General features: G+C 48.7%; 16 protein-coding genes and 1 other RNA gene. 15 read left to right on the top strand and 2 right to left on the bottom strand.

Annotation, left to right across the window (positions count from 1 at the left end):
• Positions 1 to 5 precede the first annotated feature (5 nt).
• From AUC31_RS07805 to AUC31_RS07785, 5 genes are all read left to right on the top strand, one after another.
• Complete coding sequence (locus AUC31_RS07805; protein ID WP_058383629.1) at positions 6 to 1,196, top strand: pyridoxal phosphate-dependent aminotransferase; 1,191 nt, start codon at positions 6 to 8, stop codon at positions 1,194 to 1,196.
• 29 nt (positions 1,197 to 1,225) lie between these two features.
• A complete protein-coding gene (asnS, locus tag AUC31_RS07800; protein WP_058380584.1) occupies positions 1,226 to 2,521 on the top strand; it encodes an asparagine--tRNA ligase in 1,296 nt (431 codons plus the stop codon).
• Positions 2,522 to 2,634: 113 nt separating this feature from the next.
• Positions 2,635 to 3,336 (top strand): DnaD domain-containing protein, encoded by a 702-nt coding sequence (locus AUC31_RS07795; RefSeq protein WP_058380585.1) that lies wholly within the window; start codon positions 2,635 to 2,637, stop codon positions 3,334 to 3,336.
• Positions 3,337 to 3,347: 11 nt separating this feature from the next.
• Positions 3,348 to 4,028 (top strand): endonuclease III, encoded by a 681-nt coding sequence (nth, locus tag AUC31_RS07790; RefSeq protein ID WP_058380586.1) that lies wholly within the window; start codon positions 3,348 to 3,350, stop codon positions 4,026 to 4,028.
• The gene (locus AUC31_RS07785) at positions 4,003 to 4,335 is read left to right on the top strand and encodes a YpoC family protein (protein ID WP_058380587.1); all 333 of its coding nucleotides are present in this window, start codon (positions 4,003 to 4,005) and stop codon (positions 4,333 to 4,335) included. The genes nth and AUC31_RS07785 overlap by 26 nt, the downstream gene beginning before the upstream one ends.
• Positions 4,336 to 4,436: 101 nt before the next feature.
• Here the strand turns inward: AUC31_RS07785 and AUC31_RS07780 are convergent, their stop codons facing one another.
• A complete protein-coding gene (locus tag AUC31_RS07780; RefSeq protein WP_083509143.1) occupies positions 4,437 to 7,187 on the bottom strand; it encodes a penicillin-binding protein 1A in 2,751 nt (916 codons plus the stop codon).
• A 27-nt stretch (positions 7,188 to 7,214) separates the two neighbouring features.
• Positions 7,215 to 7,817 carry a Holliday junction resolvase RecU gene (gene recU, locus AUC31_RS07775; RefSeq protein WP_058380588.1) on the bottom strand — a complete coding sequence of 201 codons (603 nt, stop codon included), beginning with the start codon at positions 7,815 to 7,817 and terminating at the stop codon, positions 7,215 to 7,217.
• Between the two features lie 190 nt (positions 7,818 to 8,007).
• On the opposite strand from recU, the gene AUC31_RS07770 reads away from it, so the two are divergent.
• The 10 genes from AUC31_RS07770 (at position 8,008) to AUC31_RS07725 (ending at position 22,113) form a co-directional block, all read left to right on the top strand.
• Complete coding sequence (locus AUC31_RS07770) at positions 8,008 to 8,376, top strand: YppE family protein (RefSeq protein WP_058380589.1); 369 nt, start codon at positions 8,008 to 8,010, stop codon at positions 8,374 to 8,376.
• Positions 8,373 to 10,643, top strand: coding sequence for a DEAD/DEAH box helicase (locus AUC31_RS07765; protein ID WP_058380590.1), 2,271 nt, complete (start codon positions 8,373 to 8,375; stop codon positions 10,641 to 10,643). The genes AUC31_RS07770 and AUC31_RS07765 overlap by 4 nt, the downstream gene beginning before the upstream one ends.
• A 4-nt stretch (positions 10,644 to 10,647) precedes the next feature.
• Complete coding sequence (locus AUC31_RS07760; RefSeq protein WP_058380591.1) at positions 10,648 to 11,904, top strand: ribonuclease H-like domain-containing protein; 1,257 nt, start codon at positions 10,648 to 10,650, stop codon at positions 11,902 to 11,904.
• Positions 11,905 to 11,979: 75 nt separating this feature from the next.
• A complete protein-coding gene (gene gpsB, locus AUC31_RS07755; RefSeq protein ID WP_058380592.1) occupies positions 11,980 to 12,273 on the top strand; it encodes a cell division regulator GpsB in 294 nt (97 codons plus the stop codon).
• Positions 12,274 to 12,321: 48 nt separating this feature from the next.
• An RNA gene (rnpB, locus tag AUC31_RS07750) (RNase P RNA component class B) lies at positions 12,322 to 12,700 on the top strand.
• Positions 12,701 to 12,890: 190 nt separating this feature from the next.
• Positions 12,891 to 14,027: a THUMP domain-containing class I SAM-dependent RNA methyltransferase gene (locus AUC31_RS07745; RefSeq protein WP_058380593.1), complete on the top strand. Its 1,137-nt coding sequence runs from the start codon at positions 12,891 to 12,893 to the stop codon at positions 14,025 to 14,027.
• A gap of 48 nt (positions 14,028 to 14,075) precedes the next feature.
• On the top strand, positions 14,076 to 15,983 hold the full coding sequence (locus AUC31_RS07740) for an ATP-dependent DNA helicase (protein ID WP_058380594.1): 1,908 nt from the start codon (positions 14,076 to 14,078) through the stop codon (positions 15,981 to 15,983).
• A 164-nt stretch (positions 15,984 to 16,147) separates the two neighbouring features.
• Positions 16,148 to 17,641 carry a carboxypeptidase M32 gene (locus AUC31_RS07735; RefSeq protein ID WP_157073531.1) on the top strand — a complete coding sequence of 498 codons (1,494 nt, stop codon included), beginning with the start codon at positions 16,148 to 16,150 and terminating at the stop codon, positions 17,639 to 17,641.
• A 40-nt stretch (positions 17,642 to 17,681) separates the two neighbouring features.
• The gene (locus AUC31_RS07730; RefSeq protein WP_083509142.1) at positions 17,682 to 18,440 is read left to right on the top strand and encodes an SDR family NAD(P)-dependent oxidoreductase; all 759 of its coding nucleotides are present in this window, start codon (positions 17,682 to 17,684) and stop codon (positions 18,438 to 18,440) included.
• A gap of 91 nt (positions 18,441 to 18,531) precedes the next feature.
• A complete protein-coding gene (locus AUC31_RS07725; RefSeq protein WP_058380597.1) occupies positions 18,532 to 22,113 on the top strand; it encodes a dynamin family protein in 3,582 nt (1,193 codons plus the stop codon).
• The last annotated feature ends 1 nt before the right edge of the window (position 22,114 follow it).

The following is a 22,114-nucleotide window of genomic DNA, read 5'->3' as shown; positions in this document are numbered from 1 at the left end:
TCAATTTGTTGAAATTAGCAAACCGCGTACAGACCTTAACGCCATCCACGACATTGGCGATTACGGCAAAAGCGAATGAACTAAAAGCACAAGGCGTCGACGTCATCGGGCTTGGGGCAGGAGAACCGGATTACAATACACCTCAAAACATTCTCGATGCTGCCGAGCGCTCCATGGAAGAAGGCAAGACGAAATATACGCCTGCTGGCGGGTTGCCAGCGCTAAAGCAAGCGATCCAGGATAAACTGCAGCGCGACCAAGGACTGAGCTACGAAAAAAATGAAATCCTTGTCGGTGTCGGGGCAAAACATGTACTTTATACGCTGTTCCAAGTATTGTTGAACGAAGACGATGAAGTCATTATCCCGATCCCTTACTGGGTCAGCTATCCGGAGCAGGTGAAATTGGCAGGGGGCGTCCCGGTTTACATAGAAGCGACTGCCGGACAATCGTATAAAATCACTCCCCAACAATTGCGCGAAGCGATTACAGACCGCACAAAAGCCGTCATCATCAACTCGCCAAGCAATCCAACGGGCATGTTGTACTCGAAAGAAGAGCTTGAAGCACTCGCTGAAGTATGCCGCGAAGCGGATATCCTCATCGTTTCCGATGAAATTTACGAAAAATTGATCTACGGAGATGCCACCCATATTTCCGTAGCAGAGCTGTCAGAAGATGCGAAAAGCCGCACGGTCATCATCAATGGCGTATCGAAATCGCATTCGATGACCGGATGGCGCATCGGCTATGCAGCTGGTGATAAGGAATTAATCAAAGCAATGACCGACCTTGCGAGCCATTCGACGTCAAACCCGACGACTACATCACAATACGCTGCAATCGAAGCTTATAACGGCCCGCAAGATGCAGTGGAAGAAATGCGCCAGGCATTTGAAAGCCGCTTGGAAGCTATTTTTCCGAAAGTGCAAGAAATTCCAGGATTCACCGTTTTGCGTCCTCAAGGGGCATTCTATTTGCTGCCGGACGTTTCAGAAGCTGCAGCGAAAACCGGCTTTTCATCTGTTGATGATTTTGCGAAAGCACTGCTCGAAGAAGCAAACGTGGCAGTAATTCCAGGATCTGGCTTTGGCGCGCATTCGACGATCCGTTTGTCCTATGCCACATCACTCGAGCTATTGGAACAAGCAGTCGAACGCATCAGCCAATTTGTTCACAAGCATTGGAAAGAATAAGCACTATACATTTGGAGGCTATTTAATAGATGAAAAAAATCACTATCGCCGAAATGGCAAAATATAACGGACAAACCATCAAGCTTGGCGCATGGGTCGCCAATAAACGCTCAAGCGGCAAAATCGCCTTTCTTCAATTGCGCGACGGTTCCGGCTTCGTGCAAGGCGTCGTCGTTAAAGCAGAAGTAGGCGAAGAAATCTTTGCCAAAGCGAAAGCATTGACGCAAGAAACTTCATTGTATGTGACTGGTGAAGTAAAAGAAGACGAGCGCTCTGCGTTCGGTTACGAGCTGGCCATTTCAGAGATCGAAGTGATCCAGGAAGCGAAAGATTTCCCGATTACGCCGAAAGAACACGGCACTGAATTCTTGATGGACAACCGCCATCTATGGCTGCGTTCAAGAAAACAACACGCCATCATGAAAATCCGCAACGAAATCATCCGTGCCACTTACGAATTCTTCAATGACAATGGATTCGTCAAAGTAGACCCGCCGATTCTGACGGGATCGTCGCCGGAAGGCACATCGGAATTGTTTGCGACGAAATACTTCGATGAAGATGCGTATCTATCACAATCCGGCCAGCTTTATATGGAAGCGGCTGCGATGGCATTAGGTAAAGTGTTCTCGTTCGGCCCGACTTTCCGTGCTGAAAAATCGAAAACCCGCCGCCACTTGATTGAATTCTGGATGATTGAACCGGAAATGGCCTTTGTGGAACATGCTGAGAGCTTGGAAGTCCAAGAGCAGTATGTGGCGCATATTGTGCAATCCGTCTTGAAGAATTGCCAGCTTGAACTCGAGCGTCTTGGCCGCGACACAACGAAGTTGGAAAAAATCCAAGCACCGTTCCCGCGTGTCACATATGACGAAGCGATCAAATGGCTGAACGACAACGGCTTTGACGATATCAAATGGGGCGAAGATTTCGGGGCGCCCCACGAGACTGCGTTGGCTGAAAGCTACGATATGCCGATCTTCATCACGCATTACCCGATCGGCATCAAACCGTTCTATATGCAGCCGCATCCAGACCGCGACGACGTCGTGCTATGCGCTGACATGATCGCACCTGAAGGCTATGGTGAAATCATTGGCGGATCTGAACGCATCCATGATTATGAGCTAATGAAACAGCGCATCCAAGAGCATAACCTGGACGAAGCTGCCTACGAATGGTATTTGGATCTCAGCAAATACGGAGCGGTACCGCATTCAGGATTCGGTTTAGGCCTTGAACGCACCGTCGCTTGGATCAGCGGGGCAGAACATGTCCGCGAATCCATTCCATTCCCGCGTTTGTTGAACCGTCTGTACCCTTAAAAAGTTAAACAACTGCTCCAGAAATCCTTTATACGAGATTTCTGGAGCAGTACCTGAAATATCCTAATAGATTTAGACAGCTAGAAATTTGCATACAGAAAGGTGGTTGGGATATGAAACAGTCTGACCGATTGCAACAATGGATTGAGCAGGGAAATGTGACCATTTCCCAGCTTTTTTTTCAGTTTTACCGGCGCTTGAAGATCAGTGACGAGGAAGCGATCATGCTATTGCAAATTCATTCCTTCCAACAGGCAGGGAACGTGTTCCCGACGCCGGATGAAATCGCCTCCCGGATGTCGGCTAGCCAGAATGGCGTGACGACGATGTTGCAGAAATTGATGCAGCAGGGCTATTTATCGATACGCCAGGAAACGGTTGATGGCATGCTGACCGAGACGATTTCTCTCCAGCCTCTATGGGACAAACTCGTGGATTGCTTAGAACTTCAAGCGCAAACCGAAAAAGAGCATACGCAAAAAGAACAGGAAGGCGAGATCTTCCAACTGTTTGAGCAAGAGTTCGGCCGCTTTCTATCGCCGATGGAGATCGAGACGATTTCCATGTGGATGGACCAGGACGGCCATACCCCGGAAGTTATCCGTATGGCATTGAAAGAAGCTGTCATCGCGCAGAAGATCAGCTTGCGCTATGTTGACCGTATTTTGTTCGAGTGGAAAAAAAAGAATATCCGGACGTCGAGCCAAGTGTCACGGCATGCGAATTCGTTCCGGGAAAAAAACATCCGCATCCAGCCGCAGGAAAGCACCGCAAAAAAAGTGCAATTCTATAATTGGCTGGAAGAACGGAATTAGCAGGTGATAGGATGATGACGAAAAAAGAATGGCTCGCTTGCCTGGAGGAAATGGACTATATGTTTCCGGATGCTCATTGTGAATTGATCCACCGCAATCCGTTCGATTTGGTCATTGCGGTATTATTGTCTGCACAATGCACTGACAAGCTCGTCAATAAAGTGACAGCAAATCTGTTTGAAAAATACCATACGCCGGAAGATTATCTTTCAGTTCCTTTGGAAGAATTGCAACTGGATATCCGTTCAATCGGCTTGTTCCGCAATAAAGCGAAGAACATCCAGGCGCTTAGTCGGATACTGATCGAGCAGCACGGCGGGCGGGTGCCGGAAGACCGCGACCTGCTCATGACTTTGCCGGGCGTCGGGAGAAAGACCGCCAATGTGGTTGTTTCCGTTGCATTCAATAAGCCGGCGCTGGCCGTCGATACCCATGTCGAACGCGTCTCGAAACGGCTCGGCTTATGCCGTTGGAAAGACTCTCCCTTGCAAGTTGAAGAGGCCATCATGAAAAAAACCCCTGCAGAGGATTGGTCGAAAACGCATCACCAGATCATTTTTTTCGGCCGCTATCATTGCAAAGCGCAAAACCCCGGCTGTCACGTGTGCCCGTTATTTGACCGTTGCCGAGAAGGAAAAAAACGCGATAAAAAAGGTCTAGTGAAACATGATGCTGTCACGGAAATCCATTGATCAGGCCGTTTCGCCATTCTATGAAGATTGGGCGAACGTAGGACATGAAATTCAATCCTGTTTTCAGCGGCAAGCAGGTGATTGCCGCGAGCTCATTGAACACGGCTATCAGATTTACGAAGCATTGCGAACAACGCTGGATGAAATGTTTGGAAACACTGCGCCGTCTCCATTAAATGAAAACGAACGGCTTGAATTTGTGCGAAATTCTAAAAGTGCACATGCAGCTTCTCGCCAGCTGGAGCAATTATTTGGAGAGCTCAAAAAGAAAATTGCACGCATAAAGATCGGCTATCCAGCTGAGTGAAGGATTGAACCCCGGACAGAATCCACTTCTGTCCGGGGTTTTTTATACAAAAAAAGCCTGCCCTAAAATCTAGGGCAGACGATTTAAAAGGGGATGAAAGATCAAGAAGCGTCTTCATCGTCCTCGCTGTTTGAGTTGTTTCCGTTATTATTTCCATCATTGTTGCCGTTCTCATTATCGTTGCTGTTCCCGTTGCCATTTTCATTGGAAGAGGAGGCATTGCTGCCTGATCCTTCTTGGTCTGCTTCTTCCGGTTCTTCCGGCTGCTCAGGAGTGTCCACGGGCTCATCCGGAGTTTCAACGGCTTCTTCTTCAGCTGGCTCTTCTTCAGCCGGTTGTTCTTCAGCCGGTTGTTCTTCAGCCGGTTGTTCTTCAGCTGGTTGTTCTTCGGCCGGTTGTTCTTCAGCTGGCTCTTCTTCAACCGGCTCTTCTTCAGCCGGTTCTTCTTCTACTGGTTCTTCTTCAACCGGTTCTTCTTCCGGCTCTTCCTCAGGCTCTTCTTCAGGAGGAGGCGTGATCTCGATGGTCGTGGAAGCAGGGTCACTGCGTCTGCCATTTTGCGTGGCAACGACACGGAATGTGTATGTGACGCCTTCTTCCAGGCCATCATAAGAATAGTTGGTGTCATCTGTCGTTGTCAGTACTTCGCCGTTGACGGAGACTTCGAATGAAACATCATCCGAACCATGGCTCCAGCTCAAGTTCGCGGTATTGCCGCTGACGTCTGCTCTTAGTCCAGAAGGTCGGTCAGGGTCTGCCACAAATCGCTCTGATACTGTACTGGGCTCCGTCCCCCTTGCAAATAATTCTTCACTGCGCATGCTCCATGGGGTGAACGGGCTCGCCAAGCGAAGCGGTTCAGTGCCGACTTCGATGACTTCTTGTGAAACTGAATCCGGCTGTTGGAAGCTCGCCGTTTCCGGTGAAGAGATCTGGCTCATCACTTGCTTGAACAAACGCTGTGCAAGCAGGCGTTCGTTCGAAGCGGTGTCGATTGGTGTTCGAACATCAGGGTAACCGCTCCACACAGAGATGGAATAATCTGTTGTATACCCTGCAAACCAAACATCTCGTGCAGAGCTTGCATCGAGTCCGTATTCCTGAAGATTTTCTTCAGAATAATTGGATGTACCAGTTTTACCGGCCATATCCAATCCGCTGATAGCAGCTTCTTTGCCGGTCGCTCCGGCGATGCTTGTATCGACTGCATCACGCAGCATGTCTGTCACCATATAGGCAGTGCTGTCTTTCATTGCCGTCACAGGTTCAGGGGCGACAATTTCTTCAGTTGAACCGTCGCGGAAGACGATTTTCTTGATCGTGTGCGGTTCAGTGAATACTCCATTATTGCCGAAAGCCGCAAAAGCGCCGGCTAGTTCGACAGAGGAAATATTGTCTGCGCCGAGTGCCGTAGATTCATATACATTATCTAAATCTAAACCGAGTTTTTGTATAAAGTCTTTTGCATTATCAGATCCGACTTCAGCCAGCGCTTTAACTGCTGGGATGTTGCGTGAGCGGTACAGGGCTTCGCGCGCTGTCATTGGCCCGAGGAACTGGCCGTCGACGTTGCGGATTTCCTGGCCGCTGCTATAGGAATATTCTTCATCGACTAATGTCTGCCCGGTCGACCAATCCAAATACTCAATGGCTGGTCCGTAGCTGACAAGCGGCTTGATCGTCGAGCCGATGACGCGGTCTTTGGATGTTGCAAAGTTTCTGCGCACATCGCCTTCGTACTCACGTGCTGCACCGACTGCGCTGATGCCGCCGGTTTTTGTGTCAACGACCGTCATGGCGGATTCGACTTCGTCATCAAAGAAGAGGTCTGATTCCATCGTCTCATTAACGCGTTCTTGCACATACGGCTCAAGTGTCGTGTAAATCGTCAAGCCTTCATCGAGCGAATAACCGCCTTCTAGGGCTTCGAGCTCATCGACGACCATTTCCATGAATGCCGTGTATTCGGTGCTTTCTTCTGTTGTGGTGCGCTGATCTTCCGGAACAAGGGTCGATTCGACTGGCGTGTTCCATGCTTCTTCTTTTTGTGCTGCATCGATTTTCCCGTGCTGTTCCATCAAATTCAAGACGACATCGCGGCGCTCTTCAGCGGCTTGCGGGTTCTTGAATGGGTTGTAGCGGTTCGGGCTTTGCGGCATGCCGGCAAGGAGGGCAGCTTCGTGAAGTTCCAGTTCAGCCGCTGGTTTTCCGAAGAATTGCTCTGCAGCTGTACCGAAGCCGTACGTATTGCCTGACATTAGGATCTTGTTGAAATACATTTCAAAAATTTCTTCTTTGGAATATTCCTGTTCAAGCTTGAATGCCAAGTAGGCTTCCTGTGCTTTACGCTTCAAAGTTTTTTCATTGGACAGGAAGGAGTTCTTGATGACCTGCTGGGTAATGGTACTGGCTCCTTGAGAACCAAAGCCGCCTGTGATGTTGGCGACGACTGCACCGCCGAGGCGAATCAAATCGATTCCGGAATGGTCGTAGAAGCGATTGTCTTCAGTTGCTAGAATCGCATCTTCCATTACTTGCGGAATGTCGTCATATTCCACATATTCACGATTTTGGGCGGTGAAATACGGGATTTCGGTTTCACCGTCATTTGCCAGGAATACCGGGCTGATCGGATCTCTCAACAGTTCTTCGTCGAGTTCAGGCGCACTGGACGCATAAACAGCGAATAGGACGACCCCGAACAGAAAGCCAGCAACCGCTAATGCGGCAATGGCCAGAAATCCTCTTTTGATCCACGTTTTTGCACCGGATTTCTTTTGTTTGTTCGAGTTTTTCCGTTGCCGTTCAATTGATTTTCTGCGTTCTTCACGCGATATTTTCTTATCACTCACTAGCGCTTCCTCACTTTCATGTATATGCTATTTCATTAGCTGATGGAGCACGGATAAATAATCGATTCTCGGAAATGCGCCTGGCTTTACTTCAACCGAAGCTTCTTCCACTTCTGCCAAAGTCATCGATTTTCTGCCGCCGGCGGCCATTCGCTTCCAATAGGTTTCCAGTATTTCGAATGGCAAGACGAAATAGCGGTCGAGGGAAGAGAATCGGATAATCAAAAAGGCCAGGCCCCCGTGGCGGATGATGTCTGCCATATGATGCACTTGGTGTTCGTGGATGTTCTTTAGCGGAAAGGAGGTCCGAATCTCGGTTTCTTTCGCTTCGAAATCGACGTAGCGGCCTTGCCAGATGCCGTTATAATCGGTCGTCGAGGGCGCTTGGAAATAAGCTTCCCGGATGACCGCGGCGCTTCGTGACGGGTATTCGACACGCACGATTTGCACCGGCACGGGCTTTTTATGGATGACGGCGAGCCCGCGCTGCAAATAAAAACTATTCGTTTCGTTCAGTTCATCTTCCAGGGTTTTCCCGCGATTGCTGAATGAAACATCTTTTTTCTTTTTCTGCACCGGTTGATCCTTCGGTGGAGAAAATTTCTTTCCGTTTGGGTAATTGATCGCCATTTGTGATACACCTCGCTTACTTTATCATATCACACGCACATAGACGACAAATATGATGAAAGGTTTCCGAACTTTATTCCTAATAATAGCGGATTTTTGAGCCATCTCCAACTGAAAAGAATGCTTGTTCGGCAAACTGTATATGGCTTGCCGGATTGTGATAAACTAATGGCTATGGAGGGGGAAAAAAATGGACCTCAAGCAATTATCAACCGATCTTTACCACGAATGCGATATGTGTCTCGCGCGCTTTAAGAAAATGCGTGAACTGGATGCAGATCCTGATTTTTTTCAAGATGTAAAACCGTATGCCGACAAATGGCATGCTGCCATAGATGAATGGAAAGATGCTTCGCTTATGTTTATCCGGAACGAACGGCCGAAATACGTCCACAAGCTGCAAATCGACAATGCGGCAGAAGGCATGGGGCAAGTATTCGTCCAAAGTTTCTATAAAGATACAAGCAAAAAACGTTTTGTCCAAACGATCCAAGCGGCTCAGTACACGATACAGACCTTGCTTACAGCGATAGATGAAAAGGGCGATGAGAAACAATGAGAATCAAAAAGACGATACCGGAAATCCTTAAAGAGTGGAAAGTGGAGCCGGAGATGATGGAGCGCATTTACCACTGGCACACGAAAGCTGAAAAACCGGCAAGCTATGCCGATTTTCCGGAAGCGATGCACGATAGCCTGAAACAGGCATTGCGCAAGAAAGGCATCGAACAATTGTATACCCATCAGCGGCAGGCGTTCGACTTGGCGCAAGCGGGCAATTCATTTACAGCCGTAACGCCGACCGCATCCGGCAAATCGTATTGCTATCATTTGCCGGTGCTGCACAAAATATTGAATGACCCGAATGCACGCGCCTTGTACTTGTTTCCGACAAAGGCTTTGGCGCAAGACCAAAAAAGTGATTTGCACGATTTAATCGAAAAGACCGAGCAGTCGATCCTGTCTTATACCTATGACGGCGACACGTCCCCGTCGATCCGCACCAAGGTAAGGAAAGCCGGACAAATCGTCATGACTAATCCTGATATGCTCCATTCCGGCATTTTGCCGCATCACACGAAATGGGTGTCTCTTTTCGAGAACCTTCATTATATAGTGATCGATGAGCTCCATACCTATAAAGGAGTGTTCGGCACCCATGTGGCGCATGTCATCCGCCGCTTGAAACGCATCTGCAACTTTTACGGCAGCGATCCGGTCTTTATCTGTACGTCGGCGACCATCGCCAATCCGAAGCAGCTGGCTGAAAGTTTGACCAATACCGATCATGAATTGATCGACCAGAATGGCGCGCCAGCGGGCAAAAAGCATATCCTGTTTTATAATCCGCCGATCGTCCACCCGACATTCGGCGTCCGGCGCAGTGCGGTGCTCGAAGTGCGTGATTTGGCGACATATCTTGTCAAGCAAGGTGTCCAAACGATCGTTTTTGCCAAAAGCCGCGTGCGCGTGGAAATGCTGGTAACTTATTTAAACGAAATTACGAAATATAAGTTGCAGGACGAATCGATTAAAGGCTACCGCGGCGGTTATTTGCCTTCGGAGCGGCGCGCCATCGAAAAAGGCTTGCGCGACGGTTCCATCCAATGTGTTGTATCGACTAATGCACTCGAACTCGGTGTCGACATCGGCCAATTGCAGGCGTGCATCATGACCGGCTATCCAGGCAATATCGCGAGCGCATGGCAGCAGGCAGGCCGTGCAGGCAGACGCCAGGACGAATCGCTCGTCGTCTATGTTGCCCAGTCGACAGCGCTCGATCAATACATCATCAACCATCCGGAATATCTTCTCGACCAATCACCGGAAGAAGCGCGCATCCATCCGGAGAACATCATCATCTTGATGGATCATTTGAAATGCGCCTCGTTTGAACTGCCGTTTTCGACAGATGATATGTACGGGGAATTTGATGTCCAGGCCTTGCTTGAATATCTTCAGGAAGAAGGGGTTCTCGTCCGGACATCAGACCGTTGGCATTGGATGAGCGACCGTTTCCCGGCGCACGATATTTCCTTGCGCTCGGCGACACAGGAAAACGTCGTCATCGTCGATCAATCGGTTCCGGCCGATACGAAAGTCATCGGCGAGATGGACCGCTTCAGCGCCATGACACTTTTGCACGAAGAAGCGATCTACCTTCACCAAGGCACTCAGTTCCAAGTGGAGATTTTGGACTGGGAAGAAAAAAAAGCGTATGTGCGCGAAGTGGATGTCGATTATTTCACCGACGCGAATCTCGCGATTGAATTAAAAGTGATCAGCGAAGACAAGCACCGGAAACTGCATCAATCCAATGTGTATTACGGCGATGTGGCGGTTCTGGCCATGCCGACAATTTTCAAGAAAATCCGTTTCGATACGCATGACAATATCGGCTCTGGGCCAATTTCACTCCCAGCAGAAGAATTGCATACTTCATCGACTTGGCTCAGCTTCGACAAGCCTGCGGATTTCAGCGATTCGGATTTGTCGGATATGATGACCGGCGCGGCTTATGCAATCGAAAGCTTTATCCCAATATTCGTGCAATGTGACCGGAGGGACGTCCATGTCGTGCCTCAAGTGAAATCGCCGCATAACGATCAGCCGTCATTTTTCATTCACGATTCCTACCCAGGCGGCATCGGCATCAGCGAGCGCATCTATGAGTTATGGCAGCCGCTGCTTGAAAAAGCGCGCCAGCACGTCACGGAATGCCCATGCTTCGACGGTTGTCCGTCGTGCATCGGCGCTCAGGATGCAGCGATGGATATGAAAGGGCGCGTCATCGAATTGCTCGTGGAATTGGAGAAAGAGGGGTGAGCGTATGTCTTTTGAAAACAAGTTGATGCAGATGAAAGGCATGCTGAATAAAAAACCGGCAGCCCGAAAAGCGCAAACGACTCCTGTACGGCCGTCTCACGAACTGCAATGGAAAAAAATCGGATTGACCTTAAAGGAAAATAAATTCGGTTTTGTGTTTGAGAAGAAAATCGCATATCCGCTTGATTACCGTCACGGCAATGTCGTGCTGGGCGAACTCGACCGCGTGCTTGAAGCATGGCAGAACACCGAGTATGATCATCCGTTCAAACTTTCGGAAGAGGCTCCTTTGGTGTTTTTCGATACGGAAACGACAGGGCTTGGTGGCACGGGGGCATATATTTTCCTGATCGGCGTATTGGAACGAAAACCGGGCGGCTTTGAAATGACCCAATGGATCATGCCGGATCCGTCGCAAGAGGCGGCTTTTCTCTATGAGTCGAATTTGTGGCAAGCCCAGGATTCGGTCATTTTTTCTTATAATGGCAAAAGCTTTGACTGGCCGCAGCTTCATTCACGCTGGACGATGCACCGCGGGGCCTTGCCGAAACTGCCTGACCCGAAGCAAATCGATTTATTCCACGGCACGAAACGGATCTGGAAAAACGAATTGCAGCGGCTCAAGCTCAGCGTCATCGAAGAAGAAAAGCTCGGCTTTGCCCGCAGCGGTGACGTGCCGGGATATTTGATCCCCGCAATTTATCTCGATGCAGTCAAAAGCGGTTTTCCGGAAGGCTTGGCGAAAGTGTTATACCATAATGAACTGGACATCCTCTCGCTTGTGTCGCTGTACATCCGGTCATCCGATTTGCTGATGGAGGACCTCTCAAGCGAATCGAGCGGCGCCTATACGAATATCGGCAAATGGTACGCGGACTTGAAGCAATTCGACCAAAGCGCCGCTTATCTCGAGCATGTCACGCTTGAGCGCGGAGACGCCGGGGCGCTTGCCCGCTTTTTGCTGGCAGTCCAAAAAAAACGCAAAGGCGAATTTGCGGAAGCGCTTCAATTGTTCAAAGAAGCAGCGCCTCATCTGCGCGGCCCTGTGGAAGTGGAGGCATGGGTGCATTTAGCGAAACTTCACGAACATCAATTCAAAGACCCATCGCAGGCACTTGTCATGACCGGTTTTGCAAAAGAAGCTGCCAGCCATACGAAAGTCAGGCAGTCGATATTGGATGACTTGGCCAAGCGCGAATTGCGGCTCGAGGAGAAAAAAAGAAAAAAAGCCGCCGAATCTACGGTTCACAGAACACGTTAAATATCGCTTATGCTATACTAGCCGTAAGGAATAGACATATTTCACGAAGTTTCTTTTAATGGAAGGACGATTCGAATGGATATTAAATATGGAGCAAAAGACATTTTAGAAAAAGACTTTAAAACAGCCATGCGCGGCTACAATCAGGACGAAGTAGATCATTTCCTGGATGAAGTCATTCAAGACTATGAATTGTACAACAAAAAAATCGAACAATTGCAAAATGAAAACCGTCGATTGCGCACGGAGCTGGAGGAATCGCCAAAAAAGCAAGCAACTCCCGCGCCTGGAACGACCAATTTTGATATTTTGCGTAGATTGTCCCATTTGGAAAATCACGTATTCGGCAACAAGCTGGATAACAGATAACAAGCTTGTCAACAGCGGCTGAATAGCGTATACTTAGTTAGCCATTTGAAATTCTGGCAATCGCTCCCGCACTTGATGCGGGAGAGGAAAGTCCATGCTCACACGGATCTGCGATGACCGTAGTGATCGCGCTCAGCGAAACAATAAGCTGGGGCAGCAGTAATGCTGACGGCGGGTAGAACGCCTAAGTCTTCGGATATGGCCGAAATACCCTGAAGGTGCCACAGTGACGGAGCTGTCTAGGAAACTATGCAGGTGGAACGAGGTAAACCCCGCGAGTGAGAAACCCAAATTATGGTAGGGGCACTTTTCCAAGGGAAATGAACCGACGGAAGAGGCGGAGTGAATCCGCAGATAGATGATTGCCATCCGCTAGTACGAGGCTTTGGCTGTTTGAGTACGTGGAGACAAAACATGGCTTATAGAATTTTGAATGGTCTTAACTTATCTTTTTTGAAAGGCTCTCCTGTTGGGGAGCCTTTCTTCATATGAATGAAGAAAAATTTGAAGTAAAAAATTATATATGGTTCAAGCTGCCGCCTATCGACATCTGGTAGTGTCAGCAGTAGCTGCTATATGACCAAAACAGGTATTAGGAAGACGGAAAGGAAGTTGTTATGACTAGTTATAAATTACTGGCCACTGCAGCGATGGGGCTCGAATCCATCGTGGCGAATGAAGTAAAAGAACTTGGGTACGAAACGACGACAGACAACGGCAAAGTATTTTTCGAAGGAACGGCCCGCGATATCGCGAAAACGAATCTTTGGCTGCGAACAGCTGACCGCGTGAAACTGATCGCCGGCGAATTCGAAGCGACGACATTCGATGATTTGTTTGAACAGACGAAAGCAATCGAATGGGAGAAATATTTGCCAGTCGATGCTGAATTACCCGTACAGGGAAAATCGGTTAAATCGAAGCTTCACAGTGTGCCGACCTGCCAGTCAATCGTCAAAAAAGCGATTGTCGAACGAATGAAAAAAGCATACCACCGCAACGCCTTTTTGGATGAGTCGGGACCGCGCTTTAAGATCGAAGTATCGATCCTAAAAGACAAAGTGCAGTTATCGATCGATACAAGCGGAGCCGGACTCCATAAACGCGGCTACCGCGTCGGGCAAGGCGAAGCACCGCTGAAGGAAACTTTGGCAGCTGCGCTCGTCAAGTTGTCGCGCTGGACCCCAGACCGCCCGTTCGTCGACCCGTTCTGCGGTTCAGGGACAATCGTTATCGAAGCGGCAATGATCGGGCAAAATATCGCACCGGGCTATAACCGTGAATTCGATAGCGAACAATGGCCATGGGTTGGATCCAAGATTTGGGATGAAGTCCGAGCTGAAGCGGAAGAACAAGCGGATTACGATCAGCCGCTCAATATTCTCGGTACGGATATCGACCACCGGATGATCCAAATCGCCGAAGAAAACGTCATTGAAGCGGGATTTGCAGGAATTGTCCGCTTGCAGCAGCGCCAAGTGACAGATTTCACGACGACGGAAGAGAACGGTGTTGTCATCGGAAACCCGCCATACGGCGAGCGGATCGGTGAAGTGGAAGTCATCGAAGAAATGATCGAGGATATGGGGCAAATGTTCTCGAAATACCCGACATGGTCTGTTTATATGCTGTCTTCAATGGAAGGCTTTGAAAAACTCTACGGTCAAAAAGCGACGAAAAAACGCAAATTATACAATGGCTTTATCCGCACGGACCTGTTCCAATTTTGGGGAGAACGTCCAAAAAATAAATGAGGAAACGGAAGGGCGCCAGCCCTTCCGTTTCTCTGTGAGGGGTTTTATATGAGACAAGCATTGCCATTTCCGTTATCCAAAGATAAAACGTTCTTTGACTCATTGAACGACTGGATCGGGGATATCTTCTACGATATTCTGCCTGAAAAAGGGTATGAACTTCGTGATGAACAGATTTTCATGTCGTTTCAATTGGAAAAAGCGTTGAAAGAACGACAAGTGCTATTTGCAGAAGCTGGTGTAGGAACAGGCAAGACGATGGCGTATTTATTGCCAGCGATTGCGTACGCACGCTATACAGGAAAGCCCGCGCTCATTTCTTGTGCCGATGAGGCATTGATCGAGCAATTGGTGAAAAAAGGCGGCGATATCGACCGGTTGGATGAGTTGTTCAATTTGAACCTCGATGTCCGCCTTGCGAAATCGCGCGACCAATATTTATGCCTGCAGCGTTTCGAAGGGGCGAAAAAACGCAGCGAAGCGGATTTTCTCGACCATATCGAAGATACGCTTCCAGAATTCGTCAACAAAACCTATTCAATGCAGCAAATGTATCCATATGGCGAACGCTCAAGTTATCCGGAATTGACCGATGACCAGTGGCAGCAAGTCAACTATCACCCGATCCAAAACTGCAACGCATGCGATATGCGTAATAAATGCGGACAGACGCTGCACCGTAACCATTACCGCGAAGCAACTGACCTTGTCATTTGTTCACATGATTTCCTGATGGAGCATATTTGGACGAAAGAAAACCGCAAGCATGAAGGCCAGGCGCCGTTGCTTCCGGAAGTTTCCCAAATCGTGCTTGATGAAGGCCATTTATTGGAGTTTGCAGCACAGCGCGCGCTTACTTATGAAGTGCAGGAAAGCTCGCTTTACGACGTGACAGAAAAAGTCATGGTCGACGGCGTCCGTGAAAAGACACTTGGCCTTATTGAACGGACCATCGATTTGCATACCGAATTTTTCCGTGTACTGCGCAGCAATTTGATTCCAAGTGAAGAAGACCGCAAAGCGATCCAGGAAGACCCGCTGCTGAAACGCATCGGAACAGAATTGATCCGAACCGTTGACAGCCTATTGGAAGAGTTCGTCTTTGAGGGAGAATTGTTCAGCATTCCTGAATATGAACTCAATTTGGCCGAGGAGTATTTTGAGCAGTATAACTTCTCGATGGGCTTGTTTGTTGAAAATGGCGACGCGATCAGTTGGCTTGAAGAAAAAGATGAAATTGAAACCTTGGTCATCATGCCACGCCTTGTGACGGATATTCTCGAGGAGAAATTATTCGATGGCAAACTGCCGATTGTCTTTTCTTCCGCCACATTGTCTGTCGCGAAAGATTTCACTTATTTGGCGGATACTTTGGGGATCGACAATTTCGAATCGTTCTCAGTGCCATCGCCATTTGAATACGAAGAAGTGATGGAGATCTTCAAGCATCCAGTTGCACAGCAGGCAAAAGCGCCAAAAGTACTGGAGTTGGCAGCGGAAGGCGGACAAACCTTGGTGTTGTTCAAATCAAAAGCCGCCATGCAATCATTCAAACGCGCAGTGCCGACAGACACGCCACTTGCCATCGAGTTCGAAGGCGACCGTGAGCTATCGTCCGTCGTGCGTGATTTCCAGGAAGGTAAATTCCAAGTGCTGTGTTCCCACCATCTATGGGAAGGGATGGATTTGCCTGGCGATGCCTTGACGAAAGTCATCATTGTCGACTTGCCGATGCCGCCGAGCGATCCGGTATTCGACGCGAAACGTAAATTCAGCGAACATCCGCTAGAAGAGATCGACTTGCCGTTCATGCAGCTGCGTCTGCAGCAAGGCGTCGGACGACTCATCCGTTCTTCTTCCGATCATGGCGAAATCCATTTGCTATTGACCGAAGAGGAATTGCGCATTGAACACCTCTGGCAGAATGTCTTGCCGGTGCCGGCGAAAAATCGCTGAATAAAATAGCAGTTACGAATCAGCGGGGGATTTCCTCCGCTGATTTTTTTTTATGTTTTTTCTGATATCCTGCCCTAAAAAATGAATTTCCCAAAAGCTGATGCGGCGTGGAAATGACTGCTTATGATACAATAGACCGGAAAAGAAGGAGGAATATTGTGTCAATGGAACAACAATTCAGGGAACTACACCAGAAAATGACAAGTTATAACGAAGCCATCTCCTTGCTGTATTGGGATATGCGGACAGGTGCACCGAAAAAAGGCCAAGACCTGCGTTCAGAGACGATCGGGACCTTGTCTTCAGAACTGTTCGCGATGTCGACATCCGAGGAATACGGCAAGCTAATCGCTGAGCTGAAAAAACAGGACGGTTTATCAATTGCAATGCAGCGCTCTGTGGAAGAAGCGGACCGTGAATACCAATTAAACGCCAAAATTCCGCCAGAAGAATACCGCGAATTTGTCGTCTTGACGAGCAAAGCGGAATCCGTATGGGAAGAGGCGAAAGAGCAGGAAGATTTCGCCATGTTCCAACCTTACCTTGAGCAGCTCGTGGAAACGACGCGCCGCTTTGTCGGCTATTGGGGAATGAAAAACGGCAGTGTCTATAATACTTTGCTCGACCAGTATGAGCCGGGCGTCACAACCGAACAACTGGATGAGGTATTCGGGCAATTGAGAGAGCGCATCGTGCCGCTCGTCAAACAAATCCAGGCGTCTGAAAATCAGCCAAACACCGAATTCTTATATGGGCATTTCCCAAAACAAGCCCAGCAGGATTTCAGCTTGGAAGTGCTGAACCAATTGGGCTATGACTTCGAAGCGGGCCGACTGGACGAAACAGTCCATCCATTCATGATTGCGGTGAACCGCGGAGATGTCCGGGTAACGACAAAATACGATGAACAGGATTTCCGTACGGCTGTCTTTGGCACGATTCATGAGGCAGGCCATGCTTTGTACGAACAGAACATTAGCAGTGATTTAAGCGGCTTGCCGGTCGACGGCGGCTCATCGATGGGCATCCATGAATCGCAGTCATTATTCTTTGAAAACTTTGTCGGGCGCAATGAGTCATTTTGGCGCCATAACTATGAAAAATTCCTGTCTTACGCACCCGATTCATTCAAGGAAGTGGCGCTCAATGAATTTCTTGAAGCCATCAATGAATCAAAGCCTTCATTGATCCGCATCGAAGCCGATGAATTGACTTATGCACTCCATATCATGATTCGTTATGAATTGGAAAAAGGCTTGTTCGATGGCGACTATGAAGTGAAAGATCTCCCGGCTTTGTGGAACGATAAATACGAGGAATATTTAGGCATCCGTCCGGAACATGACGGGGAAGGCGTACTTCAGGATGTCCATTGGGCAGGCGGCAGTTTTGGCTATTTCCCTTCCTATGCATTGGGGCTTCTATATGCAGCGCAGTTCAAGAATGCCATGCAAAAAGACATCCCGAATTTCGATGAATTGCTGTCAAAAGGAGAAATCGGCCCAGTGACCGAATGGCTGACTGAAAAAGTCCACCAACACGGAGCTGTCAAGAAGCCGCTTGAGCTTTTGGAAGAAGCGACTGGCGAAGGCTTGAATGGAAATTATCTGGCCGAATACTTGGAAACGAAATATGCAAAAATCTATCAATTGGATTAAAGTAATGAAATGAATAGAAATGACTAAAGGGGGATTTTTTGTGTTGGCATCTTTTCGTTTAGAAGGCAAGACCGCAATCGTTACCGGAGCCGGAAAAGGCATCGGGCGTGCGATTGCATTGGCGCTTGGTGAAGCAGGAGCGAATGTCCTGCTTGTCGCACGGACCGAAAGTGACCTCGAGCAAGTGATGGAGGAAATGGCTGGCGATCGCACAGCTTATGCAGTTGCGGATGTGACTGACCGAAACGATATTCAATTGGCAGTCGAAAAGGCGGTTGAGCGGTTCGGGGGCGTCGATATCCTGGTCAATAATGCAGGGATGAATATTCGTTCCAAACTGGACGATGCGACCGATAGTGAGTGGCATAGAATCATGGATACCAATGCGCAGAGTGTATTCATGTTTTCACAGGAAGCGGCGAAACACATGACTAAAGGAGCTTCGATCATCAACGTCAGTTCTGTCGGCGGAGACCGTGCCCTGAAAACAGGCGTCGTCTATGCGGCTTCTAAAGCAGCAATTATTCAAATGACGAAAGTGATGGCGATGGAATGGGGCGAGCGGGGCATCCGCGTCAATGCAATCGGCCCTTGGTATTTCCGTACGCCGCTTACGGAGAATTTGCTGTCGGATCAGGAATATCTGGATTCGATCCTTGCAGTGACACCGCTGAAACGCGTCGGCGAATTGCCGGAAGTAGCTTCTCCTGTTGTGTTCCTTGCATCGGATGCAGCGGGCTATATCACCGGGCAGACTTTGTTCATCGACGGCGGCATGTCGATCCACGGATTTTCATGAAGAAACATCCTTCCAGTAATGGAAGGATGTTTTTCGTTCTGCTGGAAAAAATGATATGATGAATAGAAGTAACGGTGAAGGAGATATACATATGACAGCGACAGACCATAAACAGGAATTAATCGAAACAGCGCATCTTTACCGGATTTTCAAAGACAATGAAGATACGGAACGTGAAGAAAAAGCGGAATTATTTGCGCGCAAAATCTTAAAAGACCAATTCATCATCGGGTTTGCCGGCCATTTCTCCTCCGGAAAATCGTCCATGATCAACGCTTTGACGGGCGAGACATTATTGCCATCGAGCCCGATCCCGACAAGCGCGAACATCGTCAATGTCCATAAGGCAGAAAAAGACTATGCCATCGTCAACCGCAGGGGAGACCGTCCCGTGTATTTCCCTGAAAACTATGATTTCCAGGCAGTGAAGGATTTCTGTAAGAGCGGGGACGTCACGCAAATCGACATCGGGCATTCGACTTCTGTGTTGCCTGAAGGGATCACCGTCATGGACACGCCAGGCGTCGACTCAACGGATGATGCCCACCGGATGTCGACTGAATCGGCTTTGCACGTGGCAGACATGGTGTTTTATGTGATGGATTACAACCATGTGCAATCCGAACTCAATTTCAATTTCACAAAGGAATTGCAGAAATACACGGAACTTTATTTGATCGTCAACCAGATCGATAAGCATCAGGAAAGCGAGATGTCGTTCGCGGAATTCCAGCAATCGGTTGCGGATAGTTTTGCCGCTTGGGGCGTCGAACCGAAAGGCATCTTTTTCACTTCATTGAAAGTCCATGACTTCCCGGGCAATGAATTTCCAGAAGTGAAACAGCTCGTTTCCTCAGTTATGGACAATTGGCAAGGGCATCTCGGCGAAGCATCGGCGTCTGCACTTCGTCAATTAAAAGATGAGCACATCGGCTTTTTGGAAGATGAAAAAGCGGAGCGGCTCGAAGCCTTCGCAAATGTGTTGTCAGAGGAAGAATGGGCTGCACGCGAAGACCTGAAAAAAGAACACGAACTGATCAAGCGCCGCAGTTCTGTCCAGGATTACGACAATTGGCGATCGAATTTCGAGAAAAAGCGCAAAGAGCTGCTTGAAAACGCCAATATCATGCCGTATGAAGTGAGGGATGCGCTCAGTGCTTATATAGAAGCGCGTCAACCAGGATTCAAAGTGGGTTTGTTGTTCAGCGGCAAGAAAACCGAAGAAGAGCGAGAAAACCGCAAAAAAGACCTTCATGACAAGTTGTCGAAAACGATCGACTCACAAATGTCCGGCCATTTGAAAAAGTTGATGAAAACATCGCTGCGAGAAGCGGGCTTATTGACAGATACCGAGTCGCTTGAAATCGACAAAATAAAATTTGACTTGCCGTTTGAAGTTGTCGAGGAGAATGTTCCAGAAACGTCTACGATGACTGCGGATACAGTGCTCAATGTCAGCAAGAGCCTGACCGCTCAAGTGCAGCGCTGGCTCATACAGGAAACCGATCCATGGAAAGCCCGCCAGCAAGAAGGCTTCGAAGGGCTTCCAGACGATGCGGGAACAGAGATCGACATGAAATCCGAGTCGCTTGAACAAAAGGTGCTTGCGATCCGCACGCTCGAGGAAATGGACGAAGCGATCGATAAAGTGAAAAAATCCTTCACAGCCATTTTGCCAAAACAGATGGATGCGGCAGAAAAACAAGTGGCCGGATGGCAAGATGCGTTTCATTTGTCAGCTGAAGACATGGTAGAATTCACGCCATCGATGCTCGAAGAGGAAGAACAGCAGCAATGGGACGATGGCGAAAGTGCCCCGACACACGAACTGGCATCTTTTGATGAACAGCAAGTACTGTCGCGCGTGAAGACAACTGCCGATATTTTGGAGCCGGTGCGAGGATTCTCGGAAACGGTAGCTTATTTAAAACGCAAAGCGAAGCGTTTGGAAGGCCAGGAATTTACCATTGCTTTGTTCGGCGCATTCAGTGCCGGGAAATCATCGTTCTCGAATGCATTGATGGGCGAGACGGTTCTGCCAGTCTCCCCGAACCCGACGACTGCGACCATCAACCGCATCCGCCCGGTGACCGACGCACATCCGCATGAAACCGCTGATGTGCGCTTGAAAACCGTTTCGGCGATGACCGAAGATGTTAAAAACTCATTTGCCGTGTTCGGCGTGAAAGTGGAGACATTGGAACAAGCCTATGCGAAAACCGATGCGCTGCCGGACGATGCAACAACCGAGCAGCAAATCCACAAATCGTTCCTGCTGGCCTTTAAAGGCGGCTATGAAGCCTTTTCCGGACATCTTGGCGAAACCTTGCGCGTAAACCGCGAAGAATTCAGCTTGTATGTTGCTAAAGAAGAACGCAGTTGTTTTGTCGAGGAAATCGACTTTTATTTCGATTGCGAGCTGACAAGAAACGGTGTTACCTTGGTGGACACGCCAGGTGCGGATTCGATCAATGCGCGTCATACGAATGTCGCATTCGAATATATCCGTAATGCTGATGCTGTGTTGTTCATCACATATTACAACCACGCCTTTGCCCGCGCGGACCGCGAATTTTTGATTCAGCTTGGCCGCGTGAAAGACGCTTTCGAAATGGACAAAATGTTCTTTGTCGTCAATGCCATCGATTTGGCGAATAACGAAGAGGAAAAACAGGCAGTCATCGACTATGTCGGCAACGAATTGCAGCGCTTCGGCATCCGCTTCCCGCGCCTGTTCGGCGTTTCAAGCCTGCAAGCCTTAAAAGACCGCGACATTTCCGGCATGCCGGAGTTCGAAGAAAACTTCCAGCATTTCCTGAAAGAAGAGCTGAAAGGGATGGCGGTCCAGTCATTGTCGGAAGAAGAACAGAAGACAGTGGACCGTTTCCGCAATTTGATTCAGTCGACCGAAAAGAACCTGGAACGCAAAGACGAGCGCTTGGAAGAATTAAAGCAATTGGAACAGAAAGTACGTAAACGCTATAGCGAAACAATGGCACCGGTATTGGAGCAAGAAGCGAACCAAGAACTCGGTGAATTGCTGTATTATGTGAAACAGCGCGTATTTTACCGCTTCAACGATTTCTTCAAGGAAGCATTCAATCCTTCGCTATTCGCAAGGGAATCCTCGAAGCAAGCGCTTGATACGGCAATGCGCGATTTGCAGGAAATGACGGCTTTTGATTTCCAGCAGGAGATGAGAGTGACTAATCTGAGGCTTGCACGATTTGTCGAAAAGAAATTGACGGAACGCTTTAAAGACGATGCCGTTAAACTGAAGGACTGGAATTCGGAGTTTTCGTTCCTTCCATATGAAGTGAAAGAAGCCCAGTTGATCGAAGCAGGCCAGCCGTTTGGGGATGCTGATTATTCCCCAGCTAAATCGTATTATAAAAACAACAAGAGCTTTTTTGAGAAAAACGAAAAAGAAGCGATGCGCGATGCACTGCAGGGAATGATGGAACCGGATGCAAGCCGTTACTTGGAACAGGAAAAAGCTGCGTTGACCGAATGGGCGGAATTCTGGATCGAACAGGAAGCGGAAGGGCTCCGTCAGCATCTGTTGCGCCAGGCGATTGAACAGATCGAATCCGAGCGCAGCTTGTTGCAGCAAAGCGAAATTTTGGCGCAATGGAAGAAATTGCACGAAAAATTGATGGAAGGCAGGGGATAAC

The organism is Planococcus rifietoensis (assembly GCF_001465795.2).
Taxonomy (GTDB): domain Bacteria; phylum Bacillota; class Bacilli; order Bacillales_A; family Planococcaceae; genus Planococcus; species Planococcus rifietoensis.
This window is presented reverse-complemented; position numbering and strand designations above follow the sequence as displayed.

Excerpts from the sequence above, each read along its gene's own strand:
- AUC31_RS07760 (WP_058380591.1), top strand. The coding sequence starts at position 10,648 with ATGTCTTTTGAAAACAAGTTGATGCAGATGAAAGGCATGCTGAATAAA.
- AUC31_RS07725 (WP_058380597.1), top strand. The coding sequence starts at position 18,532 with ATGACAGCGACAGACCATAAACAGGAATTAATCGAAACAGCGCATCTT.
- AUC31_RS07765 (WP_058380590.1), top strand. The coding sequence starts at position 8,373 with ATGAGAATCAAAAAGACGATACCGGAAATCCTTAAAGAGTGGAAAGTG.
- AUC31_RS07745 (WP_058380593.1), top strand. The coding sequence starts at position 12,891 with ATGACTAGTTATAAATTACTGGCCACTGCAGCGATGGGGCTCGAATCC.
- AUC31_RS07770 (WP_058380589.1), top strand. The coding sequence starts at position 8,008 with ATGGACCTCAAGCAATTATCAACCGATCTTTACCACGAATGCGATATG.
- AUC31_RS07740 (WP_058380594.1), top strand. The coding sequence starts at position 14,076 with ATGAGACAAGCATTGCCATTTCCGTTATCCAAAGATAAAACGTTCTTT.
- gpsB (WP_058380592.1), top strand. The coding sequence starts at position 11,980 with ATGGATATTAAATATGGAGCAAAAGACATTTTAGAAAAAGACTTTAAA.
- recU (WP_058380588.1), bottom strand. The coding sequence starts at position 7,817 with ATGGCGATCAATTACCCAAACGGAAAGAAATTTTCTCCACCGAAGGAT.
- AUC31_RS07735 (WP_157073531.1), top strand. The coding sequence starts at position 16,148 with ATGGAACAACAATTCAGGGAACTACACCAGAAAATGACAAGTTATAAC.
- AUC31_RS07785 (WP_058380587.1), top strand. The coding sequence starts at position 4,003 with ATGATGCTGTCACGGAAATCCATTGATCAGGCCGTTTCGCCATTCTAT.
- AUC31_RS07795 (WP_058380585.1), top strand. The coding sequence starts at position 2,635 with ATGAAACAGTCTGACCGATTGCAACAATGGATTGAGCAGGGAAATGTG.
- nth (WP_058380586.1), top strand. The coding sequence starts at position 3,348 with ATGATGACGAAAAAAGAATGGCTCGCTTGCCTGGAGGAAATGGACTAT.
- asnS (WP_058380584.1), top strand. The coding sequence starts at position 1,226 with ATGAAAAAAATCACTATCGCCGAAATGGCAAAATATAACGGACAAACC.